Source organism: Luteimonas sp. 3794 (genome assembly GCF_031456825.1).
In the GTDB taxonomy this organism is placed as follows: domain Bacteria; phylum Pseudomonadota; class Gammaproteobacteria; order Xanthomonadales; family Xanthomonadaceae; genus Luteimonas.
The window spans coordinates 159,720-186,689 of the sequence record NZ_JAVDVJ010000003.1; the positions used below are offsets into that span (position 1 = coordinate 159,720).

A 26,970-nucleotide genomic window follows, 5' to 3' on the forward strand; every position below is an offset into this window, starting at 1 on the left:
GACGGCCGCGCGGCGCTGCTACGCTGCGCGTCCCCCACGCGAGGCCATTCCATGCACGACACCCCGGGCACTCGCGTTGCCATCGCGTGGATGCTGGCCGGCGCCGCGCTGATCGGCACCAACGGCCTGATGGTGCGCCTGGCTGGCACGGCGCCGACGGTGTCGGCCTTCTACCGGATGCTGTTCGCCGGCGTGCTGTTGACGCTGTTCGTCCATCTGCGCCGCGACTGGCGACCAATGCCACGGCGCATGTGGTGGCTGGCGCTGCTGCCGGCCACCGCGTTCGCTGCCGACCTGTGGCTGTGGCACCGGAGCATCCTGCTGATCGGCCCGGGACTGGCGACGCTGCTGGCCAATGCGCAGGTGTTCTTCATGGCGTTGGCCGGGGTCGTGCTGTTCGGCGAACGTGTGAGCCTGCGGTTCGTCGCCGGCATCGCGCTGGCGTTCTTCGGCCTGTGGCTGATGCTCGGCGCGGACTGGGCGACGCTGCCGGCCGATTATCGCTGGGGCGTGTGGCTGGGGCTGGCGACCGGCCTGTGTTACGCGGTCTACAACATCGGCCTGCGCCACGTGCAGCGCGCCGGCAACGTGGGCACGACGAATGCGGCGGCGTCCGCGCCGGTAGCGCAGGTGCTGGCGATGGTGTCGCTGCTCTGCGCCGCGCTGCTCGGCCTGGCCGGTGTCGCCGAAGGCGTGTCGTTCGCGATTCCGAGCTGGCAGGCGCTGGGCTGGCTGCTGCTGCTCGCATCGCTGGGCCACTGCCTGAGCTGGATTCTGATCTCGCGCGCGATGCAGTACCTGTCTGTCGCGCTGGTCGGTCTGCTGCTCCTGGTGCAGCCGGTCTGCGCGTTCCTGCTCGATATCCTCGTGTTGCAGCGCGAGACCCTGCCGCGCGAGTGGCTCGGACTCGCCTTCACCCTGGCCGGCATCTTCCTCGCGAGCCTGAAGGGCCGCGCGCGGACGCCGGCGGAGCCGGCCTGAGTCCCTTGGAAGAAGGCCCGCGCGCCCGCATGCAGAGCGCACGGCACTGTGCCGCGACCCGGAGAGATCGAGATGCTCGGAATCGGAGCCTGGAAACAGCGTCTGCCACGGCCCCAGGATGCGCTGCCGGGTCGAGATACGCCCGTGTCGCTGCACAACGCACATGCGGTGCATGGCCGCCCGCTGCAGGACGCGTTCGACGGTCTGGAACAGGTGCAGTTCGGCATGGGCTGCTTCTGGGGCGCGGAACGCATGTTCTGGTCGCTGCCGGGCGTGGTCACGACCGCGGTCGGCTATGCCGGCGGGGTGACGCCGAACGCGTCGTATCGCGAGGTGTGTTCCGGACAGACCGGTCATGCCGAGGTCGTCCTGGTGGTCTACGACCCCGCGCAGATCGCGTTCGAGACTTTGCTGCAGACGTTCTGGGAGCGCCATGACCCGACCCAGGGCATGCGCCAGGGCAACGACACAGGTACTCAGTACCGTTCGGCGATCTACTGCACGACGCCGGCGCAGGCCGCGCTCGCCCATCGCAGCCGCGACGCGTATGCGGCGAAGCTGCAGGCGGCGGGGTATCCGGACATCACCACCGAAATCCTCGACGAGGCGCCGCCGTTTTATTACGCCGAGAACGAGCATCAGCAATACCTGCACAAGAATCCCGGCGGGTATTGCGGCATCGGCGGCACGGGCGTGGCGTGCCAGGTCGGCGTGCCGCTCTGAATCGATGCGGTGAACCGTGCGGCGCCCGGGGGCGGCGCCGCACGCACTGCGATCAGTGATCGGCGGGCGCGACTTCCAGCACGCGCAGGCGCAGGGTGCGACCGCCGCTGACCGGCCAGTCGATGCGCTGGTCGATCGTTAATCCCAGCAGGGCCGTGCCGACAGGCGCCAGGACTGACACGCGACCGGCGTCCACGTCCGCTTCGTGCGGATAGACGAGTGTGAGTGTGTGCCGGGCGCCGGTTTCGTCGTCGATGCACGTGACACGTGCATGCATGCCGACGATCGCGTCGGCGGGGGCATCGTCTGGCAGCAGATCGGCGCGATCGAGTTCGCGCTGCAGCGCAGACGCGCCGGGGTGTTGCCGGTAAGTCGGTGAATCGAGCAAAGCGTCGAGGCGCGCCAAGTCATGGCGGGTGATGCGGATCGGCGGTGCGTCGGATGGGGGCAGGCCACTCTTGGATTGCGATGACATCAGGATCTCCTGGGATTGGGAGGCGCTGGACCAGCGCCCATGAGAAAGGCGACGCAATGCGCCGCCCGGGGTCTATTGTGCCGCGTCCAAGGCCGGGCGCGGAGAGGCGACTCAGGTCGCGGCAGGCTCGAACAGCGCAGGCGGCAGATCGCGCAGCACGCCCGCCACTTCCAGCAGGAACGCGTGCATGGCCGAACTGCGGCGCCAGACCAGGGCGACGCGCCGGGTGGGGCGGGTGTCGCTGAAATCGAGCAGGCGCAGATGCGGCGACGGGGCGACCGGCGGTTTGGTCGCGAGCATCGGCAGCAGCGTGACGCCGACGTTCGCGGCCACCATCTGTCGCAGCGTCTCCAGACTGGTGGCGCGGAACTCGGCGTGTTCGCCGGCGCCCGACAGGCGACACACATCCAGCGCCTGTTCGCGCATGCAGTGGCCGTCCTCGAGCAGCAACAGCTTCTGCGACGACAGCTCCTGCAGGCTCAGGCGTTCGCGCGCGGCCAGCGGATGCTGATCTGAAACCGCGAGCAGGAACGGTTCCTCGAACAGGAACTCGGCGTGCAGCGCGTCCTCGTCGACCGGCAACGCGAGAATCGCCGCATCGAGACGACCGTCGCGCAGCCGCGTCAGCAGCACGTCGCTCTTCTCTTCCACCAGCAGCAGTTCCAGCTGCGGAAACCGCGCGCGCAACGGCGGCACCGCATGCGGCAACAGGTACGGGCCCAGCGTCGGGAACAGCCCGAGCCGGATCGAGCCGGCTTCGGGGTCCATGCTGCGCCGGGCCAGTGCCTTCATCTGTTCGACATCGCCGACGATGCGGCGCGCGCGGTCGGCGACCTGCACGCCGATCGGCGTCAGCATGACCTTGCGCGGCGCGCGTTCGACCAGGGCGACGCCGAGCTCTTCCTCGAGCTTGCGGATCTGCGTCGACAGCGTCGGCTGGCTGACGAAACAGGCGGCCGCGGCGCGGCCGAAATGCCGCTCGTCGGCGAGCGCGACCAGATAGCGCAGGTCGCGGAGGTTCACGGCGCGCACTCCGCGCACGTCCCGGGTCGCACAGGCGACGCCGGGATGTGCAGGACGCGGGCCGCGCGCGGGATCACGCCGCTTCGGCCTCGGCCGTCTCGACGACCGGTACGCGGATCAGATGGTCGAACGCGCTGAGCGCAGCCGTCGCGCCCTGGCCCATCGCGATGACGATCTGCTTGTACGGCACCGTCGTCGCGTCACCGGCGGCGAACACGCCGGGCACCGAAGTCTGGCCGCGGTCGTCGACGATGATCTCGCCACGCGGCGACAGCGCGACCACGCCCTTGAGCCACTCGGTATTGGGCAGCAGGCCGATCTGCACGAACACGCCCTCCAGTTCGACACGGTGGCTGTCGCCGCCGACCCGGTCGCGGTAGACCAGCGCGTTGACCTTCGCGCCGTCGCCGAGCACTTCGGTCGTCTGCGCGCTGGTCACGATGCGCACGTTCGGCAGGCTGCGCAGCTTGCGCTGCAGCACTTCGTCGGCGCGCAGCTGGGCGTCGAACTCGATCAGGGTGACGTGGGCGACGATGCCGGCCAGATCGATCGCGGCTTCCACACCGGAATTGCCGCCGCCGATCACCGCCACGCGCTTGCCCTTGAACAGCGGGCCGTCGCAGTGCGGGCAATAGGCCACGCCCTTGTTGCGGTACTGGTCCTCGCCGGGCACACCCATCTGCCGCCAGCGCGCGCCGGTCGACAGCACCACGGTCTTGGACTTCAGCGACGCGCCGTTCTCGAGCTGGATTTCGATCAGCCCCTCATCACCCGACGGCACCAGCTGCGTCGCGCGCTGCAGGTCCATGATGTCGACGTCGTACTCGCGCACGTGCTGCTCGAGCGCCGCGGCCATTTTCGGGCCTTCGGTTTCCTTGACCGAGATGAAGTTCTCGATCGCCATGGTGTCCAGCACCTGGCCGCCGAAGCGCTCGGATGCCACGCCGGTGCGGATGCCCTTGCGCGCGGCGTAGATCGCCGCGGCCGCGCCGGCCGGGCCACCACCGATGACGAGTACGTCGAAGGGCTTCTTCGCGGCGATCTTTGCGGCCTCGCGCTTGGCCGCGCCGGTGTCGAGCTTGGCGACGATCTGCTCCAGCGTCATCCGGCCCTGGTCGAACTTCTGGCCGTTGAGAAACACCGTCGGCACCGACATGATCTCGCGTGCCTCGACCTCGGCCTGGAACAGCGCACCGTCGATCGCGGTGTGGCGGATGCGCGGGTTCAGCACCGCAGCAAGGTTTAGCGCCTGCACCACGTCGGGACAGTTCTGGCACGACAGCGAGTAATACGTCTCGAAGCTGTAGTCGCCATCGAGCGCGACGACCTGCTCGATCGTGTCCTTGGCCGCCTTCGACGGGTGGCCACCGACCTGCAGCAGCGCCAGCACCAGCGACGTGAACTCGTGGCCCATCGGCAGGCCCGCGAAGCGCACATCGAAGTCGTGGCCGGGCGAGGTCAGCGCGAACGAGGGCTTGCGCGCATCGGTGCCGGCGGTGTCGATCGTGATGCGGTCGCTGGCCTCGCCGATGTCGGCCAGCAGCGCCAGCAGCTCGCGCGACTTCTCGCCGTCGTCGACCGACGCGACGATATGGATCGGACGCACGGCGCGTTCGAGGTAGCCCTTGAGCTGGGTTTTGAGAGCGTCTTCCAACATGGCGAACTCCGGACGGCAGGGTTGAGTCGCCCGTGACGCATCGTGGCACGACGCATCCGGACAGAGGGGGAGAGGGGTGAACCGCAGACGGCGGCGGGGCCGCCGGCTCCGGTTCACCCCCAAGCCGCTTGCACGGCGTGGGGGCGAGGGTGGTCACGTGCGACACACGCGACCACCGGTGGCGCAGATCAGATCTTGCCGACGAGATCCAGCGACGGGGCAAGGGTCTTCTCGCCTTCCTTCCACTTGGCCGGGCAGACCTCGTTCGGGTTGGCGGCGACGTACTGCGCAGCCTTGAGCTTGCGCAGGGTCTCGGTGACGTCACGGGCGATCGCGTTGTCATGGATCTCGACAGTCTTGATCACGCCCTCGGGGTTGATGACGAAGGTGCCGCGCAGCGCCAGGCCTTCCTCGGCGATATGCACGCCGAACGCGTTGGTCAGCTGGTGGGTCGGGTCGCCGACCAGCGGGAACTGCGCCTTGCCGACAGCCGGCGAAGTCTCGTGCCACACCTTGTGCGAGAAGTGCGTGTCGGTGGTGACGATGTAGACCTCGGCGCCGATCTTCTGGAACTCGGCGTAGTTGTCGGCCGCGTCCTCGACTTCGGTCGGGCAGTTGAAGGTGAAGGCGGCGGGCATGAAGATCAGGACCGACCACTTGCCCTTGAGGCTCTCGTTGCTGACTTCGATGAACTCGCCGTTCTGGAATGCGGTGGTCTTGAACGGCTGGACTTCGGTGTTGATGAGGGACATGAAAGCTCCTGGACGGGGGGAAGGCGTGCGACTTGGCATCGCGGCCGGTGACTCCGGCTGCGCATAGATTAGGCGCCGTCTATCGATATGGGAAATCGATTATAGAAATTCAATCGATAGATCTAGGCTATCGATATCCTCGCGTCAGTCGACCGTGAATAGTGTCACCGGAAACGATTACATGGACGCTTGCAATCGCTGTTGCGCTGCAGCAATATCGGGTCAACAGGCGTCGCGCAGCGGTTTCAGGCGGCGCCCGCGGCCTTGAAGCCGCGTACCGGGTTCCGTGTTCGTACTTCCCTCCCACACGTCCACGGAATTTTTGAAGGCGGCTTCGGCCGCCTTCATTTTGTCTCGGATTCGGCATCCGCCTGAACCAGGCCGATGAACTCGCGCACCGCCGGCAACACCTCGGGGGCGCGCTCCGGCTCGTAAAACGCGGCGGCGGTCACGAAGTGGTTGCCGCCGGAGATGATCTCCAGCGTCGAGTCGACGCCCTTGCGACGCAGCGCGAAGTCCAGCTTGCGGCTGTTGCCGACATCGACCGTGCGGTCGCCGTCGCCATGGATCAGCAGGAACGGCGGCTCGTCGCCATCGACGAACTTCACCGCCATCGCCTCGGGCCACTGGCTGCGCGGGCCGAAGATCTCCTCGAGCTTGCCGCTGATGACGAAGTCGTACGGGCCCGACAGGCCGATCACGCCGGCCAGATCCTTCGGCTTCAGGTCGACCGCGGCGAGATGTTGCGCGTCCGTGCCCAGCAGCGCGGCGATCTGCGCGCCCGCCGAATGGCCTGCGATGAATACACGCTTCGGGTCTCCGCCGTACTCGGCCGCGTGGTCGACGGTCCAGCGCACCGCGTGCGCGGCATCGCCCATGAAGGCCGGGAAGCCGGCGGCCGGCCAGGTGCGGTAATCCGCAACGATGGCAACGACACCGTTCTGCGCCAGCCGGCTGCCGACGAAGCGGTACTGCGCGCGCGTGCCGTACTGCCAGGAGCCGCCGTAGAAGAACAGCACCACTGGGGTATCGGGCGCCGCGTTCTGCGGGCGGTAGATGTCGAGCGCCAGCCCGCGCGTGGCGTCGTAGACCGCCGTCGCATCCGGCTGTGTGCTATCGCGATTGACGAAGCCGAAGAACGCGCTCTGGCAGCCCGAGACGAGCAGGGCGAGGGTGGCGGCGACACAGGCGTGGATCGAACGGCGCATCGGTGATCTCCTCGAGGTGCGACACCATGCCCGGCCGGGGCCCGGCTACGATGTGAAGTCATGATTACGAATCCGAGTCCCGCTCTGGATGCACTGCTGCGCGACGCCGCCGGCCGTATCGACGCGATCGATGCGCGCTGGCTGCTCGCACATGCCGCGGGTCGTTCGCAAAGCTGGCTCTACGCGCATGCACGCGATCCCGCGCCCGGTGGCGTGCCCGAGCGTTTCGAAGCGCTGGTCGCGCGCCGCGCCGCCGGTGAACCGGTCGCCTATCTCACCGGCGTGCGTGGCTTCTGGGGATTCGATCTGGCGGTGACGCCGGCAACCCTGATCCCGCGGCCGGAAACCGAATTGCTGGTCGAACTGGCGCTGGCACGGTTGCCTGCCGCGGACGCGCGCGTCGTGGATCTCGGCACCGGCAGCGGGGCAATCGCGCTGGCGATCGCACGCGAACGCCCCGACGCCGCGGTGCTGGCGACGGATGCCAGCGTCGACGCGCTCGCGGTCGCACGCGCCAACGCGCAAGCGCTGGAACTGACGCAGGTGCGCTTCGCTCACGGCGACTGGTACGCGCCGCTGGCCGGCGCGCGTTTCGACGTGATCGCCAGCAATCCGCCCTATATCGAAGACGCGGACCCGCATCTGGCGCAAGGCGATCTGCGCTTCGAACCCGCATCGGCGCTGTCGTCCGGTGCCGATGGTCTGGACGCGATCCGCGGCATCGCCGCGGGCGCGCTCGCGCATCTTGCGCCCCGCGGCTGGCTGCTGGTCGAGCACGGTCTCGCGCAGGGGGCGGCGGTGCGCGCGCTGTTCGAACGAGCGGGTCTCGTCGAGGTGGCGACCGAGCGCGATCTCGAAGCCCGCGACCGCGTGACGCTGGGCCGCGCACCCGAGGCACGAAAGGCCGACTGATAGACTGGACGCCTGTTTTCCCCGGATCCACGCGCATGCGCCAGCTCTATCCCGCCATCGAGCCCTTCGACACCGGCATGCTCGCCGTCGACGACCGCCACACGCTCTATTACGAGCAGTGCGGCAATCCGAAGGGCAAGCCGGTGGTGCTGCTGCACGGCGGTCCGGGTGGCGGCTGCAGTCCGAAGATGCGCAGTTTCCACGATCCCGCCAAATACCGGATCGTGCTGTTCGACCAGCGCGGCGCCGGCCGCTCCACCCCTCACGCCGACCTGGTCGCCAACACCACCTGGGATCTCGTCGCCGACATCGAGCGGTTGCGCGTCCATCTGGGCATCGAGCGCTGGCAGGTGTTCGGCGGCTCCTGGGGATCGACGCTGGCCCTGGCTTATGCGCAGATGCATCCGCGCCAGGTCACCGAACTGATCCTGCGCGGCATCTTCATGCTGCGCCGCTGGGAACTGGAATGGTTCTACCAGGAAGGCGCGTCGCGTCTGTTTCCGGAGGCCTGGCAGCAGTACATCGCCGCCATTCCGGAATCGGAGCGCGGCGATCTGATCGCGGCGTTCCACACCCGCCTGACCAGCAACGATGAAACCACGCGCCTGTCTGCCGCGCGCGCGTGGAGCGTGTGGGAAGGCGCGACGAGCTTCCTGCACGTCGATGCCGATTTCGCCGATAGCCACGCCGACGCGCAGTTCGCGCTGGCCTTCGCGCGCATCGAAAACCACTACTTCACCAACGCGGGTTTCTTCGAGGTCGACGACCAGTTGTTGCGCGACGCCTACCGCATGGTCGACATCCCCGGCGTCATCGTCCACGGCCGCTACGACGTGGTTTGCCCGGTGCAGAACGCGTTCGATCTGCACCAGGTCTGGCCCAAGGCCGAGCTGGTCGTGACGCCGGCCTCGGGCCATTCCGCGTTCGAGGCCGAAAACATCGACGCGCTGGTGCGTGCGACCGATCGCTTCGCCTGAGGCACCCGCCGTAGTCGATCTGCGGCGCCGCCAGTCCACCCATCAATGCGCGACGGCAGGCCCGTTGCGCGCAGGAAACTCCGATGTCTGAAGAAGAAATCATCGTCAAGGACAGCAACGGCGCCCGCCTCGCCGACGGTGACGCGGTCACCGTGGTCAAGGACCTCAAGGTCAAGGGCACCAGCGTCACGCTCAAGCGCGGCACGCTGGCCAAGAACATCCGTTTGACCGACGACCCCGACCTGATCGAATGCAACGTCGAGAAGGTCAAGGGCCTGGTGCTGCGGACGGAGTTCGTCAAGAAGGCCTGAGGTCCATCTGATGGATGTGCTCGAACACAACCGTGCGGCGTGGAATCGCGAATCCACATCCGGCAGCGCGTGGACGACGCCTGTGGACGCCGGGGTGATCGCGGCGGCGCGTCGTGGCGACTGGTCCGTCATCCTGACGCCGAACCGTGCGGTGCCGCGCGACTGGCTCGGTACGCTGGACGCATGCGATCTGCTGTGTCTGGCGTCGGGCGGCGGACAGCAGGCGCCGGTCCTGGCTGCGGCCGGGTCGCGGGTCACGAGTTTCGATCTGTCGGACGTGCAACTCGAAAAGGACCGTGCCGTCGCCGAACGCGACGGGCTGGCGCTGCATTGCGTACGCGGCGACATGGCCGACCTGTCTGCGTTCGCTGATGCGAGTTTCGACATCGTGTTCCATCCGGTATCGAACGTCTTCGTGCCGGACGTGGAAGCGGTGTGGCGCGAGTGCGCCCGCGTACTGCGCCCGGGCGGACGCCTGCTGGCCGGCTTCATGAATCCTGCGTTTTTTCTGTTCGATCATGACGAGGCAACGGACACCGGTGTCTGCGTCGCGCGTCACCGCCTGCCGTATGCGGAGCCGGACAGTCTGAGGCCGGCCGCGCGTGCCGCCTGGGACGCAAGCGGACGCGCCGCCGAGTTCGGGCATTCGCTGCAGACCCAGATCGGCGGACAACTGGCAGCCGGGTTCCGTCTTGCCGGCCTGTACGAGGACGACTGGGATGATACGGTCACTCCGCTCAATCGCCTGATGCCGGTCGCCCTCGCAACGCTGGCGCTCCGCGCGCCATAGGGCTGTCCGTCGCTCAATCCGCGGGTGAGCCGTCCGGGTTGAAGTCCACCATCCACAGGCCGGCCCAGAGCTTAAGATCGAGCTCGAAGCCTTCCGCGTGTTTGCGCATCAGCCAGGCCGGTGCGGTCGCGCGCGGGACGGTGTGGACGATGATCGCCTCGTCATCGACGCCGCCGCCGTCGCCGACACGCGTCAGCTCACGCGCACGCACGAAGGCGACGCGTTCGTTGCTCATGCCGGCAGTGGTCGGGCCGGTCAACAACACGTCGACGCGGCCGGCCGACCAGCCGGTTTCCTCGATCAGCTCACGTCGCGCCGCATCTTCGAGCGAATCGGTGGATCCGCCGTCGCCGACCAGCCCCGCCGGCATCTCGATCGTCCGGGCGCCCAGCGGGACCCGGTACTGCTCGACAAAGAGCACTTCGTCGTCAGGTGTCACCGCGATCACCAGCACCGCCATGCCGTCGCCGCCGTGCGTGCGTTCGCAGGCTTCCCATGTGCCGTGGCGGACCAGCCGCAGCCAGTCGCCCTGGTAGAGCACTTCGGTATGTTCGCGCATCGATGGATTGGTCATGCGCGGATGCTAACGCGCGGCCGTGACGACCGACAGCGCGCTCAGGCCATCGCGGGCGGCGCGTAGTCCAGGCCGGCGACGCTGTGCAGGCGACGACGGGTCAGCGGCCCGAAACGCAGGGTTTCGCACAGCGCCTGCAGCGCTGCGGCATCGCCGGTGCGGCGCGCGAAACCGCCTGTGCCTTCGCCCAGCGGCGCGTCGCAGGCAATCGTCGTCAGCTGCCGGTACAGGCGCGCGGCCTCGGCGTGCTGACGCAGTTTCGGCCCCACCTGGCCGGCGCCGCGGAAGCGCAGGAACTGGATTTCGTCGCTGCGTTCCAGCAACGCATCGAGCGTGCGGAAGTGATGCAGCAGACTCGCCGCGGTCTTGCAGCCGATGCCGGGCACGCCGGGGATGTTGTCGACCGCGTCGCCGCACAGCGCGAGGTAGTCGGCGATCTGGTGCGCCTCGACGCCGTGACGATCGCGTACGCCGGCCGCGCTCCAGCGCACGCCACGCGCGTAGTCCCACTGTTCGTCCGCGCCCTCGAGCAGTTGCGACAGGTCCTTGTCGGCCGACACGACGACCCCGTGATGCGCCCGCGTACGGCCGGCCACCAGCGCGCTGCCGATCAGATCGTCGGCTTCGTACTCGGTATCGGCCAGCACCACGAAGCCGAGTGCGCGGCACAGCGCCTTGCAGTGCGCGAACTGGCGACGCAGTTCATCGGGCGCGGGCGGGCGGTTGGCCTTGTAGGCGGGATAGATGCGGTTGCGGAAGCAGCTGTCGAGCGCTTCGTCGAATGCGATGGCGATGTACTGCGGATTCACCCGCTCGACCAGTTCAGCGAGAAAGCGTGCGAAGCCGTGCACCGCATTGGTCGGCCAGCCCTCGGCATCGCGGAACTCGTCAGGCATCGAATGCCAGGCGCGGAACACGTAGAGGCTGGCGTCGATCAGGTACAGCGGCGCAGTGGGCGGTGGTGGCGATGCCTGCAGCGTCTGCGGCGGCAACGTCATGGCGCGTGCCAGTCGGTCAGCAGTGCGGCAGGATCCGGCCGCTCGCGTTCCGGCGCCTCGATGCGTGGCGTGCCGATATGGATGAAACCCGCCACGCGCTCGTTCCCACCCAGGCCGAGCAGGGCGAGGATCTCGGCATCGTAGGCCGGCCAGCCCGACAGCCACGAAGCGCCGAAGCCCAGCGCCTGCGCGGCCTGGAGCAGGGCGAAACAGACGCTGCCGGCGGTCAGCAGACGCTCGACCTCGGGAATCTTGGTGTCGTCGGGATCGAGCACCGCCACCACGACGATGACCATCGGTGCATGCGAGAAGCGCCGGCGGTCCTTGTCGAGAGCGCCTTCGCCGATATCCGGATCGCGCGCCTGTGAACGCGCCGCGAGCCGCTCCCCGAGCGCGTCGCGGTCGCTGCCTGTGATACGCAGGAACCGGAACGGCACCCGCTTGCCGTGATCAGGCACGCGCACCGCGGAGCGCAGCATCCGCAGCAGCGTGGCCTCGTCCGGGCCGGGGGCATCGAGCTGCTTGGCCGGCACTGAACGGCGGGCATCGAGCAATGAGAGTGCGTCGTGTTCAGGATTTGAGGAATTCATCACAGATCTGTCGCCACCATTGGGGAATCGTATGCACGGGGCACTCTGCCCTCCTCCGATTCTCCCCCAAATGACGCATCACCACGAAATCGGCGCTGCCTCGGGTTCGCGCGCGGGTCCGGCGCGCGATGCTGCCCGCGTGCTCGAGACGCTGCGTCATGACGCGGTGACCGGACTCGGCGGGGTGCTGTCGGGCTTCTGGAGCGCAATCGAGGAACAGGTGCGGCTGGCCGCGCTCGCGCATCACGATTACATGGTCGCGCAGGACGAACGCGTGGCCGTGCTGGACCTGAGCCAGCGCGCGCTCGAGCTTGCCACGCGCTATCGCAAGGCGATCGAAACCGAATTCGACCAGTGGCTGGCGGACCGCCCTGCGCCGCCCGTCGCCGATGGCCTGTCGTTGATGTCGGAAGGCGAGCTGGAAGTGCAGCTGGCTGCGCAGCAGATCATCGAATTGATGGATCACCAGTTTCTGCATCCGCTCACCGCGCTGGGCGAGCGGATGGATGCGCTGGCGGCGCGGCTGGGCATCGAGGGCGTGCACGCGAATCCGCTGCGTCCCGAAGTGGCGGTGGTGGCCTTCGTGCGGCTATTCGAAGCCGATGAGCTGCCCGCCGGTCTTCGGACGATGGTATTCAGCCAGCTCGACAAACGTCTTCCGGGCATTCTGGGGGAGGTCTACGCCAAGGCCAATGCGTCGCTGGACTCGGCAGGGATCGGTCCCGGCGCGGCCGCTGGGCAGTCCACCGGACGCCCAGCAGCTCATGCAGCCCCCGCAGCAGCCCCAGTCCGCTCGACGCGGCAGGATGCGGCCGGCGAACAGTGGGAGCCGGATGGCGGCGTGGTGCCGCATACGGCACAGGACTTCGCAGTGTCCTCCGATGATGAAGATGCGCCGGTCTACGGTCCGCTGTCCGCCGGGCTGATGGACGTGCTTGCAGCGCACGGACACACACCGGCCGGGTCGAGTGCGCCGCGCGGCTACCGCGACCTCGTGCGTGAGCAGTTGCACCACTGGCGCGAGTATCGCGCCCAGAGCCCGGCGGCGGACGCGGGCGCTGATGGCGCGGGTGGGCCGGTGCTGGACATGTCGCAGCTGTTGAGCGTCGCGCGGATGCTGCAGGGCGACGACTCCGCGCCGTTCGCGCGCGCGCTGGTCGGCGACGACCGTCGCCGCCTGGGCGATGTGATCCGCGACGAGTTGCTGCGGGGCCTGCGCGAGTTGGGCGTCGACACCGAGCAGACGCCGCTGAGCCAGGAGGACGAGGATGCGATCGATCTGGTCGGCATCCTGTTCCAGGCCCTGTTCGACGCCAACGATCTGCTCTTGCAGGCGCGGGACATCTACGGCCGGCTGGTGATGCCATACCTGAAGGTCGCCCTGACCGACGATTCGATGTTCAATCAGCGCGCCCATCCGGCACGTCGTCTGCTGGACGCGGTCACCGAGGCCTGTGACGGCAACGTCGGCGATACGCCGCAGGACCGCGATCTGCTCGATCAGGCCGGTCGCGTGGTCGATCGCGTTGTCGATGAATATGAAAGCGACCAGGCCGTGTTCGAGCTGGCCGCCGCCGAGCTGCGCGAGCGGCTGGACCAGCAGCGTCGGCGTGCCGACGTCGCCGAACGCCGCGCGGCCGAGGCCATCCATGGCCGCGAACGCCTGCAGCAGGCGCGTCGCGGTGTCGACGACATGGTCGCCTCGCGGTTGTCGGAACGTCCGTTGACCGCTGCGGTCGCGTTCTTCCTCGATCGCCACTGGCGCCATCACCTCACCCAGACCTGGTTGCGCGATGGGCCGGACTCGCCCCGGCATCTCGCCGCGATCGGCGTTGGCGACGCGATGGTCCAGGTCGACTTCGACGCTGCACATGCGCTCGGCACGGCAGTCGCAGATGAACTGCTCGCGCTGCAGGTGCCGCTGGCCGAGTGCTATTCCAGCTGCGGGCTCGACGCCAATGCAGCGCGCGACGCGGTGGCGCGGATCATTGCCGCGCTGGCGCTCCCCGACACGCCGCGCAGCGTGCATGCGCCGCAGTCTCCCGAGGTCGAGGACGACGTCACTGACCCCGCCCTGCGTCTGGCGGGCGGCCACGATGCGCTGGCGTTCGATCCCACGATCGCCGCGCGCATGCGCCAGTTGCGCGTCGGGCAGTGGTTGCGGCTGGTCGACGAGAACGGTCGCGAGTCCGCGGCGCGTATCGCGTGGATCAGCCCGTTGTCGCACCGCCTGTTGATCGTCAACCGCCGCGGCGTGCGTCGAATGGTCGTCTCCCCTGAGGAACTGGCCGCACTCGTCGGCGCCGGCCGCGCGGTCGTTCGTGCGGTCGATGCGCCGTTCGACGAGGCGATGAAGCAGTTGTGGCAGCAACTCAACGCCGCCAACGATCCTGGCAACGACGCCGCGACCGGCTGACATTCGTCCGCCGGCGTTGCGGCGCAAAAACGGCGCTTGCGTTATTGTCCCGCGATCTTTCGAGGGACGGAGTGGGGGCGATGCCCGTGTCGACGCTAGGACAGGGCGATGCCCAGCGGGCTGAAACGCCTGCGCAGCTGATGGAAGGAATCCGTCGCGAGACTACCGCGCGGCTGCTGCCGTTGCTGGGCGAAACCCTGCGCGCCGAGCGTGCGCGTCTGCAGCAGGCCTGCGATGACGCCACTCAGGGCGCGCCGGCGCACGACGCCGATGTGGAGGACCTGACCAGTCTGACCGTGCTCGCTGCCGAACTGATCCAACACGAGCATCGCTGGCAGAAGGCGTTGGGCGAGGTGTTCGCGGCCTGGCCCGAGCCTCCGCTGACCCACGCCCGCAGTGCGTTCTCGCTGTTGTCGGACGACGAATTGCAGGCCCAGTTGATCGGGCAGCCGGTGGCCGAGGCCCTTGATCGTCGGTTCGAGAGTCAGCGCGACATCATCGATCGCCGGCTGCATACGCTGGCCACTCGCTTGCAGTACCGCGGTCGACCGTGCAACCCCTTGTCCGCGCGTTTTCTGGTCGAGTGCTTCCTGCGCGCATTCGCGGCGGGCGACTGCGGGCGTCGGCTGCGGGCTTTGCTGCTGCGGCGTCACGAGCTCCTGCTGGACGGCGCACTGGGCGCGCTCTACGCTTGGTGCAATACCCGCCTGGCCGAGGCCGGCTGCGCGCTGGCAGGCGACAGCGACCATGCAGCCCTACTCGCGGGCCTCGGGGGTTCGACGGAGGCCTTGCCGTCACACAGGACCCCGATCTGGGAGCAGGGCAATGCGGTGATGCGAGCCGGTGCCGGCGTGGCGCCCGGCCTGCGTGCGGACGCACCGCGCGGCAACGTGCTGCGCCGGTATGCGCGTCGTCAGCGCGATGCGCGCCGCGCGGAGCTCGATGCCGCGCAGCGCAGCTTCCGTCGCGACGAGTTTCTCTCCACGCTGTCGCTGCTGCAGTCCGAACGCAGCCTGCCGGCCGGGGAGACCCACGCGATCCGTCTGCGGGAGGGGCTGTACGCGGTAGCAGCCGGCCTTGGCATCGACCGCCAGGCCGTCGCCTTCGACGGCGAGCAGGACGAGGCGCTGATCCTGGTGGGGGCTCTGTTCGATCTGATCGCCGCACGCCACCAGTTGACGCCCCCCGCGCGTGAACGACTGGCGTTGCTCGCCGTGGTCTGGGTGCACCTCGCCCTCGAGGACGTGCAGTTGTTTGAGCCTTCGTCGCCGCCCGCCATGCAGCTGTTGTCGGCGCTCGTTGAGCTGTGGGACGGCGTCGATCCCGAAGATCCGCAGTCGATCGAGCAGCAGGCACTCGCCGATCGCGCCGCCGATGCCGTGCTCGACAGTCCGCATGGCGATGGCCGAGTATTCCCGGCACAACTCGCGCAGATCGATGCGGCGCTGGCCGCGAACCGCCGCCGCGCCGAAGCCGTCGAGCGCCGCACCTGGCAGGCATTGCGCGGCCGGGAGCGACTCGACGCGGCGCGGCGCCAGGCGCGTTCGGAAGTGTCGCGAAGGCTCGAAGCGGGTGCACTGCTGCCATCGGTCGCAGGCTTTCTGGATGTCGAGTGGCGCCGCGCGCTGGAGCAGGCCTGGCTCCGGGATGGCGAGACGTCCGATCGTTATCGCGAAGTGCTGTCGCTCGGCGATGCGCTGCTCGAGTCGGACGCGCTGGCGGCCAATGACGGAGGCAGCGCGGTGGCCGACCGTCTGCTCGGCATCCTGCCCGCGTTGCGCGACTGCTGCGCGCAATCGGGCAACGATGCCGATGCCACCGAGGCGCGGCTGGCCGGACTGGTCGCCGAGCACGCGAGTCAGACGCCGCGACGAACGCATTTTCCCACGCAGCCGGCCGCTGCCGACGCGCCACTGTTGCCCGACGATGCCGATCCACAGGCGGGGCTTGCCGACACGCGATTCGCCGAGGGACAGCGTTTCGTGCAGCCCGGCGCTGCGGGCGCGGCGCGCAGGTTGCGCCTGGCATGGCGGAGCGCGCTCAGCGGCGCCTGCCTGCTCGTCGATGCTACCGGCGCTCGCCAGTGGTTGCTGATGCCCGCCGACCTGCACGCGATGATCGAAGCCGGGCAGCTGCAGCCCCGGCCGTCGGGCGGCGCGGTTTCGCAGGCGCTGGCGACGCTTGCCGCGCAGGCCGGTGGCGGCTGACCGAGCCGCCGTGTTCCGGGCGCTGCGCCGCGACCGCCGACATGCCCTAGGATGAGCACGACTCCAGGCCGGGACGATGTCGATGGCGGTGACGATCGGCGTAGCGCGTGAGACCGCGGCGGGCGAACGGCGGACTGCGCTGACGCCCGAAACCTGCAAGAAACTGGTGGCGTCGGGTGCCGAGGTACGCGTCGAACGCGGGCTTGGCATCGCCGCGCATTTTGCCGACGCCGCCTACGCCGACGCCGGCGCGGTGCTCGTCGACGATGCGCCGGCCGCATTGTCAGGGGCTGCGATCGTGCTGTGCGTGCGGCCACCGGAGGTCGATCGCCTGCAATTGCTCGATCCTGGCGCGGTGCTGGTCGGGGTATTACAGCCCGAAGCCGATGACGCACGCGGCGAAGCGATCGTCACGCGCGGGCTGGTCGCGTTTCCGCTCGAACGGCTGCCGCGCACGACGCGTGCGCAATCGATGGACGTGCTCAGTTCGCAAGCCGGCATGGCCGGCTACAAGGCGGTGCTGATCGGCGCGCAGCTTGCACCGCGTTTCTTTCCGATGCTCACGACCGCGGCCGGCACGATCCGGCCGTCGAAGTTGCTCGTGGTCGGCGCGGGTGTTGCCGGTCTGCAGGCAATCGCGACGGCGAAACGGCTGGGCGCGCAGGTCGAGGGGTTCGACGTGCGACCGGAGACGCGCGAGCAGATCGAATCGCTGGGCGGGCGCTTCCTGGACTTGGGCGTCAGCGCGGCAGGCGAGGGTGGCTATGCGCGAGCGCTGACCGATGAGGAGCGTGCCGAACAGCAGCGGCGGCTCGGAGAGCATCTCAGGGGCATCGACGTCGCCGTCTGTACCGCGGCAGTGCCGGGGCGGCCCGCGCCGAAGATCGTCACCGCAGCGATGGTCGCGGGCATGCGTCCGGGCAGCGTGATTGTCGATCTGGCTGCGGAAAGCGGTGGCAATTGCGAGGCGACCCGGCCGGGCGAAACCGTCGACGTCGATGGCGTCATCGTCGCCGGGCCCCTCGATCTCGCATCGATGGGCGCGACTCATGCAAGCGAAATGTTCGCGCGCAATGTGTTCAATTTCGTCCAGCTGCTTCTGGTCGAGGGCGCACTGGCGCCCGACTGGCACGACGAGTTGCTGGCCAGAACGGTGTGGCCGGCGCGACCTGCTGCTGAGCGCGTCGCGGATTGAATGTGCCCCCGCCCTCGGTCATCAGAGGGCAGGGGGCACGTTGAAATCGGGCCAGGGGCCGTTCCATTGCGGCCGACGCCCGGACGATGGCGCTGCCGGCCGACGCGCCACGACGCGCGGTCGGTCAGCGGCCCGGGCCGCCGCGATGCGCAGGTGCCGGATTCTCCGCAGCCCAGCGCCGGCGCTGTTCGGGCGTCATCTGCTTCCAGCGTTCGCGCAGCGCTTCGCGCTCGGCGTCCGGCAGTGTGCGCAGTTTGGTGTAGAGCGCGCGCGCTTCCTCGCGTTGCTCGGGCGGCAACTGCTTCCAGCTGTGCATGCCGTGACGGGCCTCGGCGCGCTCGGCCGGCGTCATCGACTGCCAACGCCGCGCATGCTCCAGCATGCGGCTGCGTTCCTCGGCGCTGGCGCCGTTCCAGCGCTCGCGCACCGGCCCGATCAGCTGTTCGCGCTGGGCGGGCGTGAGCTGGTCCCAGACCGGGGGCGGCGCGGACTGGGCGATCGCCGCGCGGCCGCACAGGAGCAGCAGCGGCAGTGCCGCGGTGAGAAGAACGGTACGGGTCAGGGACAGGGACATGGTCATTCCACGGCAAGCAGGGTGGATTCGTTGGCGGCAAGCCAGCGATAGAAATCAGGGGATTCGTCGTAACCGGCCAGGGCCTCATCCACGCCTTCGTCGAGGTGCGCGGCCGAGTCGGCTGCGGCGAGGACCGGCGTTGCGGTCTGCGCCGGCGAATCCACACCGGGGATCAGCATGCGTGCGCCGATGGCGATCGCGCACACCGCGGCGAAACCGGTCGCCAGCGGCATGCCCCAGCCGCGACGTGCGGGTGCAGGCGTCTGCGATGCGGCGTGGCGCGCGCGATGCAGGCGCGTGGTGGTCGCAGGCGAGATCGAGTCCTGCGCCTGGGCGTAGAGCGCGCGCAGCGCGGCGTCGTCCTGCGGGTCGTGCGACCGGTTCATCGGAATTCCTCCAGGTGCTTCTGCAGCGCGTCGCGGGCGCGGAACAGATGGGTTTTCACCGAGCCCTCGCCGCATCCCATGATGCGGGCGGTGGTTTCGACGTCGAACTCTTCGAGCACGCGCAGCGAGAACGCTTCGCGCTGGCGCCGCGGCAACTGGCGCAGTGCCTCGGTCAACCGCCCCCAGGCCTCGCGGCCATCATGGTTGCGTGCTGGATCGGGGCCGGCGTCGGCCCAGTCGATCTCTTCGCCGTCCGGCATGCGCGCATCGCTGAGCCAGCTCAGGCGGAACGTGCGCCGCCGCTGCACATCGATGATCCGGCTGCGCAGCACGGTCCAGAACAGCGGTGTCCATTCCGATGGCGGGCGGTCGCGATAGCCGAGCATCTTGATCATCGCGTCCTGGACCGCGTCCAGCGCGTCGTCACGATGGCGCAGGCCGAGCTCGGCAAAGCGGAAGGCGCGGCGTTCGACGCTGGCGAGAAAACCTTCCAGCGTTGTCGGCTGCACAGGAATGGCGGCGTCGGCCGCGACGGAGGAGTCGGTCACGTCGCCAAGCCTACCGTGCGCGGCACGCGCTCGTGGTTCGGGGAAGTAGCTGCCATCCATCGTCGGGTCGTCGCCAGTGGCGGGGTGTGCACAGGTCAACGCGCGTCCGTCGAGGTGGTTGACGTCGCGGGCACGCAGCGGCTGGCGCGCCGTTCAACGGCGGTTATGATGCGGACGACGGGCCCGGGGAATCGCAATGATCGATGGTGTCGTGGCGCTGTACATCTTCATGCTGGCGGCGATCGCCGGCCACGTGATCATCTCGCGGGTGCCGGTGATCCTGCACACCCCGCTGATGTCGGGTTCGAACTTCATCCATGGCATCGTGCTGATCGGCGCGATGCTGGTGCTCGGCCACGCCGATACCACGCTGGAGAAGGTCATCGGCTTCATCGCCGTGCTGATGGGGGCCGGCAACGCCGCAGGCGGTTACGTGGTGACCGAGCGAATGCTGGAGATGTTCAAGCCGTCGGGCCGTCCGGGGAAGCCGGAGTGAGGGCCGCCTGCCTTGCGGGTCCGACGCGCATGGGAGGCATCGCATGAGCGGTCTGCAGGGGCTCGTCGCCGCCAGCTATTTCATCGCCGCCACGCTGTTCCTGCTCGGCCTGCAGCGCATGGCCTCGCCGCGTACCGCGCGTTCGGGCATTCAGTGGGCCGGTGTGGGCATGGTGCTGGCGACGGTGGCCACGTTCTTTGTGCCGGGGCTGGCGAACATCGGCCTGATGCTGGTCGCGATCGCGCTGGGCACCGGCTTTGCCTGGGTGTCGGGCAAGAAGGTCGCGATCACCGACATGCCGCAGATGGTCGCGCTCTACAACGGCCTGGGCGGCGGCTCGGCGGCGGCGATCGGGGCCGTTGAACTGCTGCGCTGGTCGGCGGCTGGCGCAGCGCCGGCGCGGCTGTCGCTGGTGCTCGCGGTGCTGGGCGCGCTGATCGGCGCGATCGCGTTGTCGGGTTCGGTGATCGCCTGGGCCAAGCTCGACGGGCGCATGGACAAGCGTTATGTGTTTCCGGGCCAGCAACTCTTCAATCTGGCGGTGTTCGTCGGCGCGTTGATCGCCGGCGGCCTGATCGTGCACGCGCTCGGGGTGCCGGCAATCGTCGTGTTCTTCGTGCTGGCGCTCGCGCTGGGCGTGCTGATGACGCTGCCGATCGGCGGCGCCGACATGCCGGTCGTGATCTCGCTCTACAACGCGCTGACGGGGCTTGCCGTGGCGTTCGAGGGCTACGTGCTCGGCAACGAGGCCTTGATCATCGCCGGCACCATGGTCGGCGCGGCAGGCATGCTGCTGACGAGACTGATGGCCAAGGCGATGAATCGCTCGATCGCCAGCGTGCTGTTCTCGAGCTTCAGCGCGGGCGGCCCCGCGGCCGCAATCGAAGGCAGCCAGAAGCCGATCGAGGCCCCTGATGTCGCCGCGCTGATGGCGTACGCGGAACGCGTGGTGATCGTGCCCGGCTACGGCATGGCCGTGGCCCAGGCGCAGCACAAGATCTGGGAACTGAGCCAGCGTTTGATCGAACGCGGGGTGAAGGTGCGGTTTGCGATCCATCCCGTTGCTGGACGCATGCCCGGGCACATGAACGTGCTGCTGGCCGAGGCCGGCGTGCCCTACGACCTGATCGTCGACATGGACGACGTCAATCCGGAATTCCCGAACACCGACGTGGTGCTGGTGATCGGCGCCAACGACGTGGTCAATCCGGTGGCGAAGACCGACCCGCAGAGTCCGATCTACGGCATGCCGATCCTCGACGTGGTGCTGGCGAAGAACGTGGTGGTGATCAAGCGCGGCAAAGGCACGGGCTTTGCCGGCATCGAGAACGCGCTGTTCTACGCCGACAACACCCGCATGCTCTATGGAGACGGCGCCGAAGCGGCCGGCGCGCTGGTCGCGGAACTCAAGGCGCTCGACGGCGGCCACTGAGCCGCCGGGTGACTCAGCGCGAGGCCACCGCCGCGATCACGACCGCGGCCCCAAGCCAAGCCAGGTCCACGGGCGCGTTGGCCAGCGAGGCCAGCGTATAGGCGTGGTGGGGGCCGAGTTTGAGCGCCGATTCCCACGGCAGCACGCCCATCGGACGCGCGAGCTGGGCGGCGGCGATGCCGAAGTTCGCGATCACAATCGCCAGCACGGTGGCGGCAGTGCCGGCGAACGCGCGCACCAAGCCGGGTCGGGCGCGCGCAAGCCGCAGCAGCCACGCCGCGTCAAGCGCGGCGATGACCGCCATCCAGCTGGTCTGGGTACCGCTCGCGTCAGCCAGCAGGATCCAGGCGGCGGCAATGCCGGTGCTGCCGAGCAGCAGCAGTGCGGTCGCCATCGGCCAGCGCCGGGCGCCCGCGGGGTGGTGCCTTGGCGGCATGGAAGGCTGCATCGCGGAAACGGCCGGCCAGCATACCGGCGCGCGGCGATACAATGACAGCACTTGTCGTGGCCGCCCCTGGCCACCATCTGATGGTCCTATGTACTCCCGCAGCAGCGAACCCGTCCGTTTCGAGCGCGATTGCGCCGCCGTCCTCGTGCCGGCCGGCGAACACGTGACCCTGCCCGCGGGCAGCGCCGGCTACATCACCCAGGCGCTGGGCGGCAGCTATACGCTGTTCGTTGAAGGCAACCTGTTCCGGATCTCCGGACGGGACGCCGATGCGATCGGCAAGGAGCCACCGGTGCCGCTGGAACTGCCCGACGGCGCCGATGATGCTGCTGTCGAGCGCATGGTCTGGAGCCAGTTGCGCACCTGCTTCGATCCGGAAATCCCGATTAACGTCGTCGATCTCGGACTCATCTACGAGGCCGATGTGCAGCCTGCCGACGATGGTCAGCGCCGGCTCGAGGTCAAGATGACCCTGACTGCGCCGGGCTGCGGCATGGGCGACATCCTGGTCGACGACGTCCGCAGCAAGCTGGAGCTGATTCCCACGGTGGTCGAGGCCGATGTCGAACTGGTATTCGACCCGCCGTGGAATCGCTCGATGATGTCGGAAGCCGCGCGTCTCGAAACCGGCATGCTCTGACCCGATTTGCGGGCTTTTCGCGGCGTCAGCTGCATGTTCGCGGGTGCCCCGCGCGTCACCTCTGAACGCCGGCGGTCTCTGAAACCCACGTGAAAAAATCACCTTGGCGGACCGCTGCGTTCGTGGGCGTGTCGTCGTGCGCCGGCTTGCTTCCAAGGCAGGGAAGCAAGCCATGCGGGCATGGAGACGGACGCCCTGGCTCCGTCCATTCAGCATGCATTCGGCCTCGAGATATTGACCCGAATCGTCAATATGTGACGCGAAACGCCAATTTTAATGAGAATTTAACGGCTTATTGCGTTGCGAATGGGTGTCGCTGTCGCGTAGCGTCAGTTTGCGGTCAGTTTTGTCACGTCCGCATGCGCTGCGGAGTTGGCGTTGCCTGAAGTCAGACGGCGACGACCACTCCCGATCTGCCGCCCTAGCGCGGCTCACCCACAGGTTTGGGGGTTTATCGGATGTCGAATCACCCGCATCACGCGCCGCGCCGTCGTCTGCTCGTCGCCGCCACGTCCCTCGCGCTTGTGTCCCTCGTGCCGCTCTCGATCCACGCCACGGACCGGATCAACCTTGGAGGCCTGCAGTCGGCGGAGACACACGACCGCTTCATCGTCAAATACCGCGACGGTTCGACAGTTCAGGCCGATCCGGCCGCCATTGCCCCCGCGCTGCGCGCGTCCGCCAGCCGGATTGTCGTCAGCGGTGGCGGCAAGCAGTTGCGTGTCGAGCATGTCCGGCGAATGGCGGTGGGCGCCGATGTCGTGCAGACCAGCCGCAAGCTCGACCGCGCCGACGCCGAATCCCTGATGCGGCAGATCGCCGCCGACCCCAATGTCGAATTCGTCGAGGTCGACAAGCTCAATCAGGTGTTCTGGACGCCCAATGATCCGCGCTTCAGCCAGCAGTACGGCTTTGGCACCGGCGCCGGCGGTATCCGCGCCACGCAGGCCTGGGATGTTACCCGGGGCGCAGGTGCAGTCGTCGCCGTGCTCGATACCGGCATCACCAACCACAGCGATCTCAACGCGAACATCCTGCCCGGCTACGACTTCATCATCGACACCGCGGTGTCGGGCGACGGCAACGGACGCGACGCCGATCCCAGCGATCCGGGCGACTTCTACAACGGCCGCGCATCGAGCTGGCACGGCACCCACGTGGCCGGCACCGTCGCGGCGGTGACCAACAACGGCGTCGGCGTGGCCGGCACAGCGCCAGAGTCCAAGGTCGTCCCGGTGCGCGTGCTCGGCCGCGGCGGCGGCTACGACTCCGACATCGCCGATGCGGTGATCTGGGCGTCGGGTGGCACGGTCAGTGGGGTGCCCGCGAATGCCAACCCCGCCGAGGTCATCAATCTGAGCCTGGGCGGCGCCGGCACCTGCGGTAGCGCGATGCAGAGCGCGATCAATGGCGCCGTCAACCGGGGCACGACGCTGGTCATCGCGGCCGGCAACAGCAATGCCAACGTGTCCGGCTTTTCACCCGCCAACTGCAGCAACGTGATCTCGGTCGCGTCGAACACCAGCAGCGGCGCGCGCTCGAGCTTCTCCAACTACGGCGCCGGGATCACCATCTCCGCGCCCGGCTCGGGCATCGTCTCCACGCTCAACAGCGGGCAGACCACGCCCGGTAGCGAAAGCTATGCGTCTTATGACGGCACGTCGATGGCGGCGCCGCATGTCGCCGGCGTCGTCGCATTGATCCAGTCGGTCTCCAATCCGGCCAAGACACCGGCGCAGATCAAGACTCTGCTGACCAGCACCGCCCGTGCGTTCCCGTCCACACCGTCCCAGCCGATCGGCGCCGGCATCGTCGATGCCGCGGCGGCTGTCGCAGCCGCGAGCGGCGGCACCGTGCCGGATCCAGATCCTGATCCGGGCACCGGCGGACTGCAGAACGGCGTGCCGGTGACGGGTGTATCGGGTGCGGCCAACAGCGCGCAGACGTGGACGTTCACCGTGCCCGCGGGCGCCCGCAATCTGGTCATCGCGATTTCGGGCGGCAGCGGTGACGCCGATCTGTACGTGCGCCGCGGCAGTGCGCCCACCACGTCGACCTACGACTGCCGGCCGTACCGCACGGGCAACACCGAAAGCTGCACGTTCGCAACGCCGCAGGCCGGCACGTATCACATCCTGATCCGCGGCTACACGTCGTTCTCAGGCGTCACGCTGCGCGCCAGCCACAGCTGACGGCAGGTCCGGGGAGTTCGGGGGAGGAAGGGCAGGCAGCAGACATCGTGATCGTGATGTCTGCCGCCGGCGGGGCATGCCGTTCGCGGCGTGCTCCGTTTTTTTCTGGTCACCAACGAGGGGTAGAGAACAGGATGAAGACACTCATCGCATGCATCGCCGCCGGCACGCTGTCGGTCGGTGCTGCCGCGGCGGCCACGCGCGACGCGCGCCCGGCCGCGTTCGACAACCGGCTGCCGGCAGAGCAGACGGTCGAACTCAAGCGCATGCCGGCGGTCGACGCCGCGCGTCTGCGCGCCGAGGATGCGCGACAGGATCGGGCCATGGGGCAGCGCCCGATTCGCTTCGCGACGCCGCACACGGTGAATCTCACGCCGAACAACGCCGGCGACTGGGACGAGATCGCCGGCGGCAATCTGGTGTGGCGGTTGCGGGTGGAATCGAAGGACGCGCTGTCGCTGAACTTCGGGTTCTCCGAATTCCATCTGCCCGAAGGCGCGCGCCTGCTGATCTATCCGGAGGGCCTGGACAGAAACGCCAATCCCGAGGCGATCCGCGCGTTCACCGCCGCCGACAACGCCGCGACCGGCAGCCTGTGGACGCCACTGGTGCCGGGCGACAACGCGGTCATCGAAGTCGTCGTGCCGAAGGCGCGTGTCGGCGAACTCAAGCTGCGCCTGAGCAGCGTCAATCACGACTACCTCGGTTTCGGCCGGCTTGCCCGTGAAGGTGCGCTCGCCGAGACCAAGGGCGTATCGGGCAGCTGCAACGTCGATGTGGTGTGCCCGGACGGCGACGACTTCCGCGACGAAATTCCGTCCGTCGGCGCCTACACCCGCTTCGGCGTCGAGTACTGCAGCGGTTCGCTGGTCAACAACACCGCCGGCGACCAGAAGATGTACTTCCTGACCGCCAATCACTGCCAGATGGGCACGCCCGATGCGGCGGCCAGCATCGTCGTCTACTGGAACTACCAGAACTCGACCTGCCGCACGCCCGGCAGCGCAGAGAGTGGCGCCAATGGTGACGGCAGTCTGGCGCAGAACCAGAGCGGCGCCGTGGTCCGCGCGACATACGCGGCGTCCGATTTCACCCTGCTCGAACTCGACGATCCGGCGGACCCGGCCTACAACCTGAGCTGGTCGGGCTGGGACCGCCGCGACCTCGCACCCGCCGGCGCCACCGGCATCCACCATCCCCGCGTCGCCGAGAAGCGCATCACGCACTCGGACAACCCCCTGCGGGTCGAGGGCTATCTGGGCAACAGCGGCAACAGCCATCTGTGGGTGCAGTGGAACCAGCGCGGCACCACCGAAGGCGGTTCCTCGGGCTCGCCGATCTACAGCCCGGAAGGTCGCGTGATCGGTCAGCTCCACGGCGGTTACGCCTCGTGTACGACGACCGGCGCCAATCATGTCGATTGGTACGGCCGACTGTTCACCTCGTGGACCGGCGGCGGCACTGCGGCCACGCGGCTGAGCGACTGGCTCGACGCCGCGGGCACGGGCGCGGAGTTCGTCGATACGATTGGCGCCGATGGCGGGGGTATGCCGGGTGCTCCGGTGGCCGGCTTCGACTTCAGCGTCGACAACGCCACCCTGACCGTGACGTTCACCGACACCTCGAGCGACGACGGCGAGATCGTCAGCCGCGCCTGGGCGTTCGGCGACGGGACCACGTCGAGCGAAGCCGATCCGGTCAAGACCTATGCCGCTGCCGGCGTGTATTCGGTCGCATTGACGGTCACCGACGATGCGGGCAACACCCACACCCGTACCCAGCAGGTGGAAGTGGGTGACCTCACGCCGGATGCGACCGAGTTGACCAACCGCACACCCGTCTCGGGCCTGTCGGGCGCGGCCGGTGACGCGCTGCTCTACAGCATCACCGTGCCGGAGAACGTCAGCGGTCCGTTGACCATCACGACTTCGGGTGGCAGCGGCAACGTCACGCTGTACGTCAGCCTGGACGAAGAACCGCAGGCCGATGCCTACGACTTCATCTCCCAGCGACCCGGCAACAACGAAGTGGTGCGGATCGCCAACGTCGAAGCCGGCACGTACTACGTGAAGGTGGTCGGCGTGTCCGCATTCGCCAACGTCAGCGTGCAGGCACGCCACAACCCGCCGAGCGAAGGCGGCGGTGACGGCGGCCTGCGCAATGGCGTGCCGGTCACCGGCATCGGCGGCGCCGCAGGCAGCCAGCAGTTCTGGACGATCCAGGTCCCGGCGGGCACCAGCACGCTGACGGTCGCCATGAGCGGCGGTACCGGTGATGCGGACCTGTATGTCCGTGCCGGTGCGCAGCCGACCACGGCGACCTACGATTGCCGACCGTTTACGGCCGGCAACAACGAGACCTGCACCATCAGCAATCCGCAGGCAGGCACGTACCACGTCCTGATCAATGCCTACTCGACCTTCAGTGGCGCGTCGCTGGTCGCGATCTGGTAATGGCGCGTGCGT

25 protein-coding genes and 1 pseudogene are annotated in these 26,970 nt (G+C 68.4%); 14 read left to right on the plus strand and 12 right to left on the minus strand.

What is annotated here, in order from left to right:
- Nucleotides 1–51 precede the first annotated feature (51 nt).
- A complete protein-coding gene (locus J2X52_RS06895) occupies nucleotides 52–981 on the plus strand; it encodes a DMT family transporter (protein ID WP_310150656.1) in 930 nt (309 codons plus the stop codon).
- Nucleotides 982–1,053: 72 nt separating this feature from the next.
- The gene (msrA, locus tag J2X52_RS06900; RefSeq protein ID WP_310150658.1) at nucleotides 1,054–1,704 is read left to right on the plus strand and encodes a peptide-methionine (S)-S-oxide reductase MsrA; all 651 of its coding nucleotides are present in this window, start codon (nucleotides 1,054–1,056) and stop codon (nucleotides 1,702–1,704) included.
- A 52-nt stretch (nucleotides 1,705–1,756) separates the two neighbouring features.
- Here the strand turns inward: msrA and rnk are convergent, their stop codons facing one another.
- From rnk to J2X52_RS06925, 5 genes are all read right to left on the minus strand, one after another.
- Complete coding sequence (rnk, locus tag J2X52_RS06905) at nucleotides 1,757–2,179, minus strand: nucleoside diphosphate kinase regulator (RefSeq protein ID WP_310150660.1); 423 nt, start codon at nucleotides 2,177–2,179, stop codon at nucleotides 1,757–1,759.
- 111 nt (nucleotides 2,180–2,290) lie between these two features.
- Entirely contained in the window at nucleotides 2,291–3,202 is a 912-nt protein-coding gene (locus tag J2X52_RS06910; RefSeq protein ID WP_310150665.1) for a LysR substrate-binding domain-containing protein, read from the minus strand.
- Nucleotides 3,203–3,275: 73 nt separating this feature from the next.
- Nucleotides 3,276–4,859, minus strand: coding sequence for an alkyl hydroperoxide reductase subunit F (ahpF, locus tag J2X52_RS06915; RefSeq protein ID WP_310150667.1), 1,584 nt, complete (start codon nucleotides 4,857–4,859; stop codon nucleotides 3,276–3,278).
- Nucleotides 4,860–5,047: 188 nt separating this feature from the next.
- Nucleotides 5,048–5,611, minus strand: a complete 564-nt coding sequence (ahpC, locus tag J2X52_RS06920) for an alkyl hydroperoxide reductase subunit C (protein WP_101925207.1) — start codon at nucleotides 5,609–5,611, stop codon at nucleotides 5,048–5,050.
- A gap of 344 nt (nucleotides 5,612–5,955) precedes the next feature.
- Nucleotides 5,956–6,819 (minus strand): alpha/beta hydrolase, encoded by an 864-nt coding sequence (locus tag J2X52_RS06925; protein WP_310150670.1) that lies wholly within the window; start codon nucleotides 6,817–6,819, stop codon nucleotides 5,956–5,958.
- Between the two features lie 60 nt (nucleotides 6,820–6,879).
- Here J2X52_RS06925 and prmC point away from each other — a divergent pair, with 60 nt between their 5' ends.
- The 4 genes and pseudogenes from prmC to J2X52_RS06945 all read left to right on the plus strand — a co-directional run bounded on the left by prmC (nucleotide 6,880) and on the right by J2X52_RS06945 (nucleotide 9,809).
- The gene (gene prmC / locus J2X52_RS06930; RefSeq protein ID WP_310150673.1) at nucleotides 6,880–7,731 is read left to right on the plus strand and encodes a peptide chain release factor N(5)-glutamine methyltransferase; all 852 of its coding nucleotides are present in this window, start codon (nucleotides 6,880–6,882) and stop codon (nucleotides 7,729–7,731) included.
- 35 nt (nucleotides 7,732–7,766) lie between these two features.
- Complete coding sequence (gene pip, locus J2X52_RS06935; RefSeq protein ID WP_310150675.1) at nucleotides 7,767–8,708, plus strand: prolyl aminopeptidase; 942 nt, start codon at nucleotides 7,767–7,769, stop codon at nucleotides 8,706–8,708.
- 101 nt (nucleotides 8,709–8,809) lie between these two features.
- Nucleotides 8,810–9,019: pseudogene (locus J2X52_RS06940) on the plus strand (alkylphosphonate utilization protein); the annotation flags it as partial.
- 10 nt (nucleotides 9,020–9,029) lie between these two features.
- On the plus strand, nucleotides 9,030–9,809 hold the full coding sequence (locus tag J2X52_RS06945; RefSeq protein ID WP_310150677.1) for a class I SAM-dependent methyltransferase: 780 nt from the start codon (nucleotides 9,030–9,032) through the stop codon (nucleotides 9,807–9,809).
- A 13-nt stretch (nucleotides 9,810–9,822) separates the two neighbouring features.
- Here J2X52_RS06945 and J2X52_RS06950 read toward each other — a convergent pair whose 3' ends face one another.
- Genes J2X52_RS06950 through J2X52_RS06960 form a run of 3 tightly spaced genes read right to left on the minus strand, consistent with a single transcriptional unit; the run spans nucleotide 9,823 to nucleotide 11,971 of the window.
- Entirely contained in the window at nucleotides 9,823–10,368 is a 546-nt protein-coding gene (locus J2X52_RS06950) for an NUDIX hydrolase (RefSeq protein WP_310151210.1), read from the minus strand.
- A gap of 56 nt (nucleotides 10,369–10,424) precedes the next feature.
- Nucleotides 10,425–11,381 carry a 5'-3' exonuclease H3TH domain-containing protein gene (locus J2X52_RS06955; RefSeq protein WP_310150680.1) on the minus strand — a complete coding sequence of 319 codons (957 nt, stop codon included), beginning with the start codon at nucleotides 11,379–11,381 and terminating at the stop codon, nucleotides 10,425–10,427.
- The gene (locus tag J2X52_RS06960) at nucleotides 11,378–11,971 is read right to left on the minus strand and encodes a nitroreductase (protein ID WP_310150683.1); all 594 of its coding nucleotides are present in this window, start codon (nucleotides 11,969–11,971) and stop codon (nucleotides 11,378–11,380) included. Before J2X52_RS06960 ends, J2X52_RS06955 begins: the two co-directional genes overlap by 4 nt.
- Before the next feature lie 70 nt (nucleotides 11,972–12,041).
- Here J2X52_RS06960 and J2X52_RS06965 point away from each other — a divergent pair, with 70 nt between their 5' ends.
- From J2X52_RS06965 to J2X52_RS06975, 3 genes are all read left to right on the plus strand, one after another.
- Complete coding sequence (locus J2X52_RS06965; protein WP_310150686.1) at nucleotides 12,042–14,387, plus strand: DUF1631 family protein; 2,346 nt, start codon at nucleotides 12,042–12,044, stop codon at nucleotides 14,385–14,387.
- 80 nt (nucleotides 14,388–14,467) lie between these two features.
- A complete protein-coding gene (locus J2X52_RS06970) occupies nucleotides 14,468–16,594 on the plus strand; it encodes a DUF1631 family protein (protein ID WP_310150688.1) in 2,127 nt (708 codons plus the stop codon).
- An 82-nt stretch (nucleotides 16,595–16,676) separates the two neighbouring features.
- Nucleotides 16,677–17,789 (plus strand): NAD(P) transhydrogenase subunit alpha, encoded by a 1,113-nt coding sequence (locus J2X52_RS06975; RefSeq protein WP_310151212.1) that lies wholly within the window; start codon nucleotides 16,677–16,679, stop codon nucleotides 17,787–17,789.
- A gap of 124 nt (nucleotides 17,790–17,913) precedes the next feature.
- Here the strand turns inward: J2X52_RS06975 and J2X52_RS06980 are convergent, their stop codons facing one another.
- Genes J2X52_RS06980 through J2X52_RS06990 form a run of 3 tightly spaced genes read right to left on the minus strand, consistent with a single transcriptional unit; the run spans nucleotide 17,914 to nucleotide 19,297 of the window.
- Complete coding sequence (locus tag J2X52_RS06980; protein ID WP_310150691.1) at nucleotides 17,914–18,363, minus strand: DUF3106 domain-containing protein; 450 nt, start codon at nucleotides 18,361–18,363, stop codon at nucleotides 17,914–17,916.
- 2 nt (nucleotides 18,364–18,365) lie between these two features.
- Nucleotides 18,366–18,749: a hypothetical protein gene (locus J2X52_RS06985; protein WP_310150693.1), complete on the minus strand. Its 384-nt coding sequence runs from the start codon at nucleotides 18,747–18,749 to the stop codon at nucleotides 18,366–18,368.
- Nucleotides 18,746–19,297, minus strand: coding sequence for an RNA polymerase sigma factor (locus J2X52_RS06990; RefSeq protein WP_310150694.1), 552 nt, complete (start codon nucleotides 19,295–19,297; stop codon nucleotides 18,746–18,748). Before J2X52_RS06990 ends, J2X52_RS06985 begins: the two co-directional genes overlap by 4 nt.
- Before the next feature lie 196 nt (nucleotides 19,298–19,493).
- Between J2X52_RS06990 and J2X52_RS06995 the strand changes: the two genes are divergently transcribed.
- Complete coding sequence (locus tag J2X52_RS06995) at nucleotides 19,494–19,793, plus strand: NAD(P) transhydrogenase subunit alpha (RefSeq protein ID WP_310150697.1); 300 nt, start codon at nucleotides 19,494–19,496, stop codon at nucleotides 19,791–19,793.
- Nucleotides 19,794–19,836: 43 nt separating this feature from the next.
- Nucleotides 19,837–21,225, plus strand: coding sequence for an NAD(P)(+) transhydrogenase (Re/Si-specific) subunit beta (locus J2X52_RS07000; RefSeq protein WP_310150700.1), 1,389 nt, complete (start codon nucleotides 19,837–19,839; stop codon nucleotides 21,223–21,225).
- 13 nt (nucleotides 21,226–21,238) lie between these two features.
- On the opposite strand, the gene J2X52_RS07005 is transcribed toward J2X52_RS07000, so the two are convergent.
- Nucleotides 21,239–21,619 carry a hypothetical protein gene (locus tag J2X52_RS07005; protein WP_310150703.1) on the minus strand — a complete coding sequence of 127 codons (381 nt, stop codon included), beginning with the start codon at nucleotides 21,617–21,619 and terminating at the stop codon, nucleotides 21,239–21,241.
- Nucleotides 21,620–21,761: 142 nt separating this feature from the next.
- Between J2X52_RS07005 and sufT the strand changes: the two genes are divergently transcribed.
- From sufT to J2X52_RS07020, 3 genes are all read left to right on the plus strand, one after another.
- Nucleotides 21,762–22,313 carry a putative Fe-S cluster assembly protein SufT gene (gene sufT / locus J2X52_RS07010; protein WP_310150706.1) on the plus strand — a complete coding sequence of 184 codons (552 nt, stop codon included), beginning with the start codon at nucleotides 21,762–21,764 and terminating at the stop codon, nucleotides 22,311–22,313.
- Between the two features lie 458 nt (nucleotides 22,314–22,771).
- Nucleotides 22,772–24,505 carry a S8 family peptidase gene (locus tag J2X52_RS07015; protein ID WP_310150708.1) on the plus strand — a complete coding sequence of 578 codons (1,734 nt, stop codon included), beginning with the start codon at nucleotides 22,772–22,774 and terminating at the stop codon, nucleotides 24,503–24,505.
- Between the two features lie 134 nt (nucleotides 24,506–24,639).
- Nucleotides 24,640–26,958 carry a pre-peptidase C-terminal domain-containing protein gene (locus J2X52_RS07020; protein WP_310150711.1) on the plus strand — a complete coding sequence of 773 codons (2,319 nt, stop codon included), beginning with the start codon at nucleotides 24,640–24,642 and terminating at the stop codon, nucleotides 26,956–26,958.
- Nucleotides 26,959–26,970 lie beyond the last annotated feature (12 nt).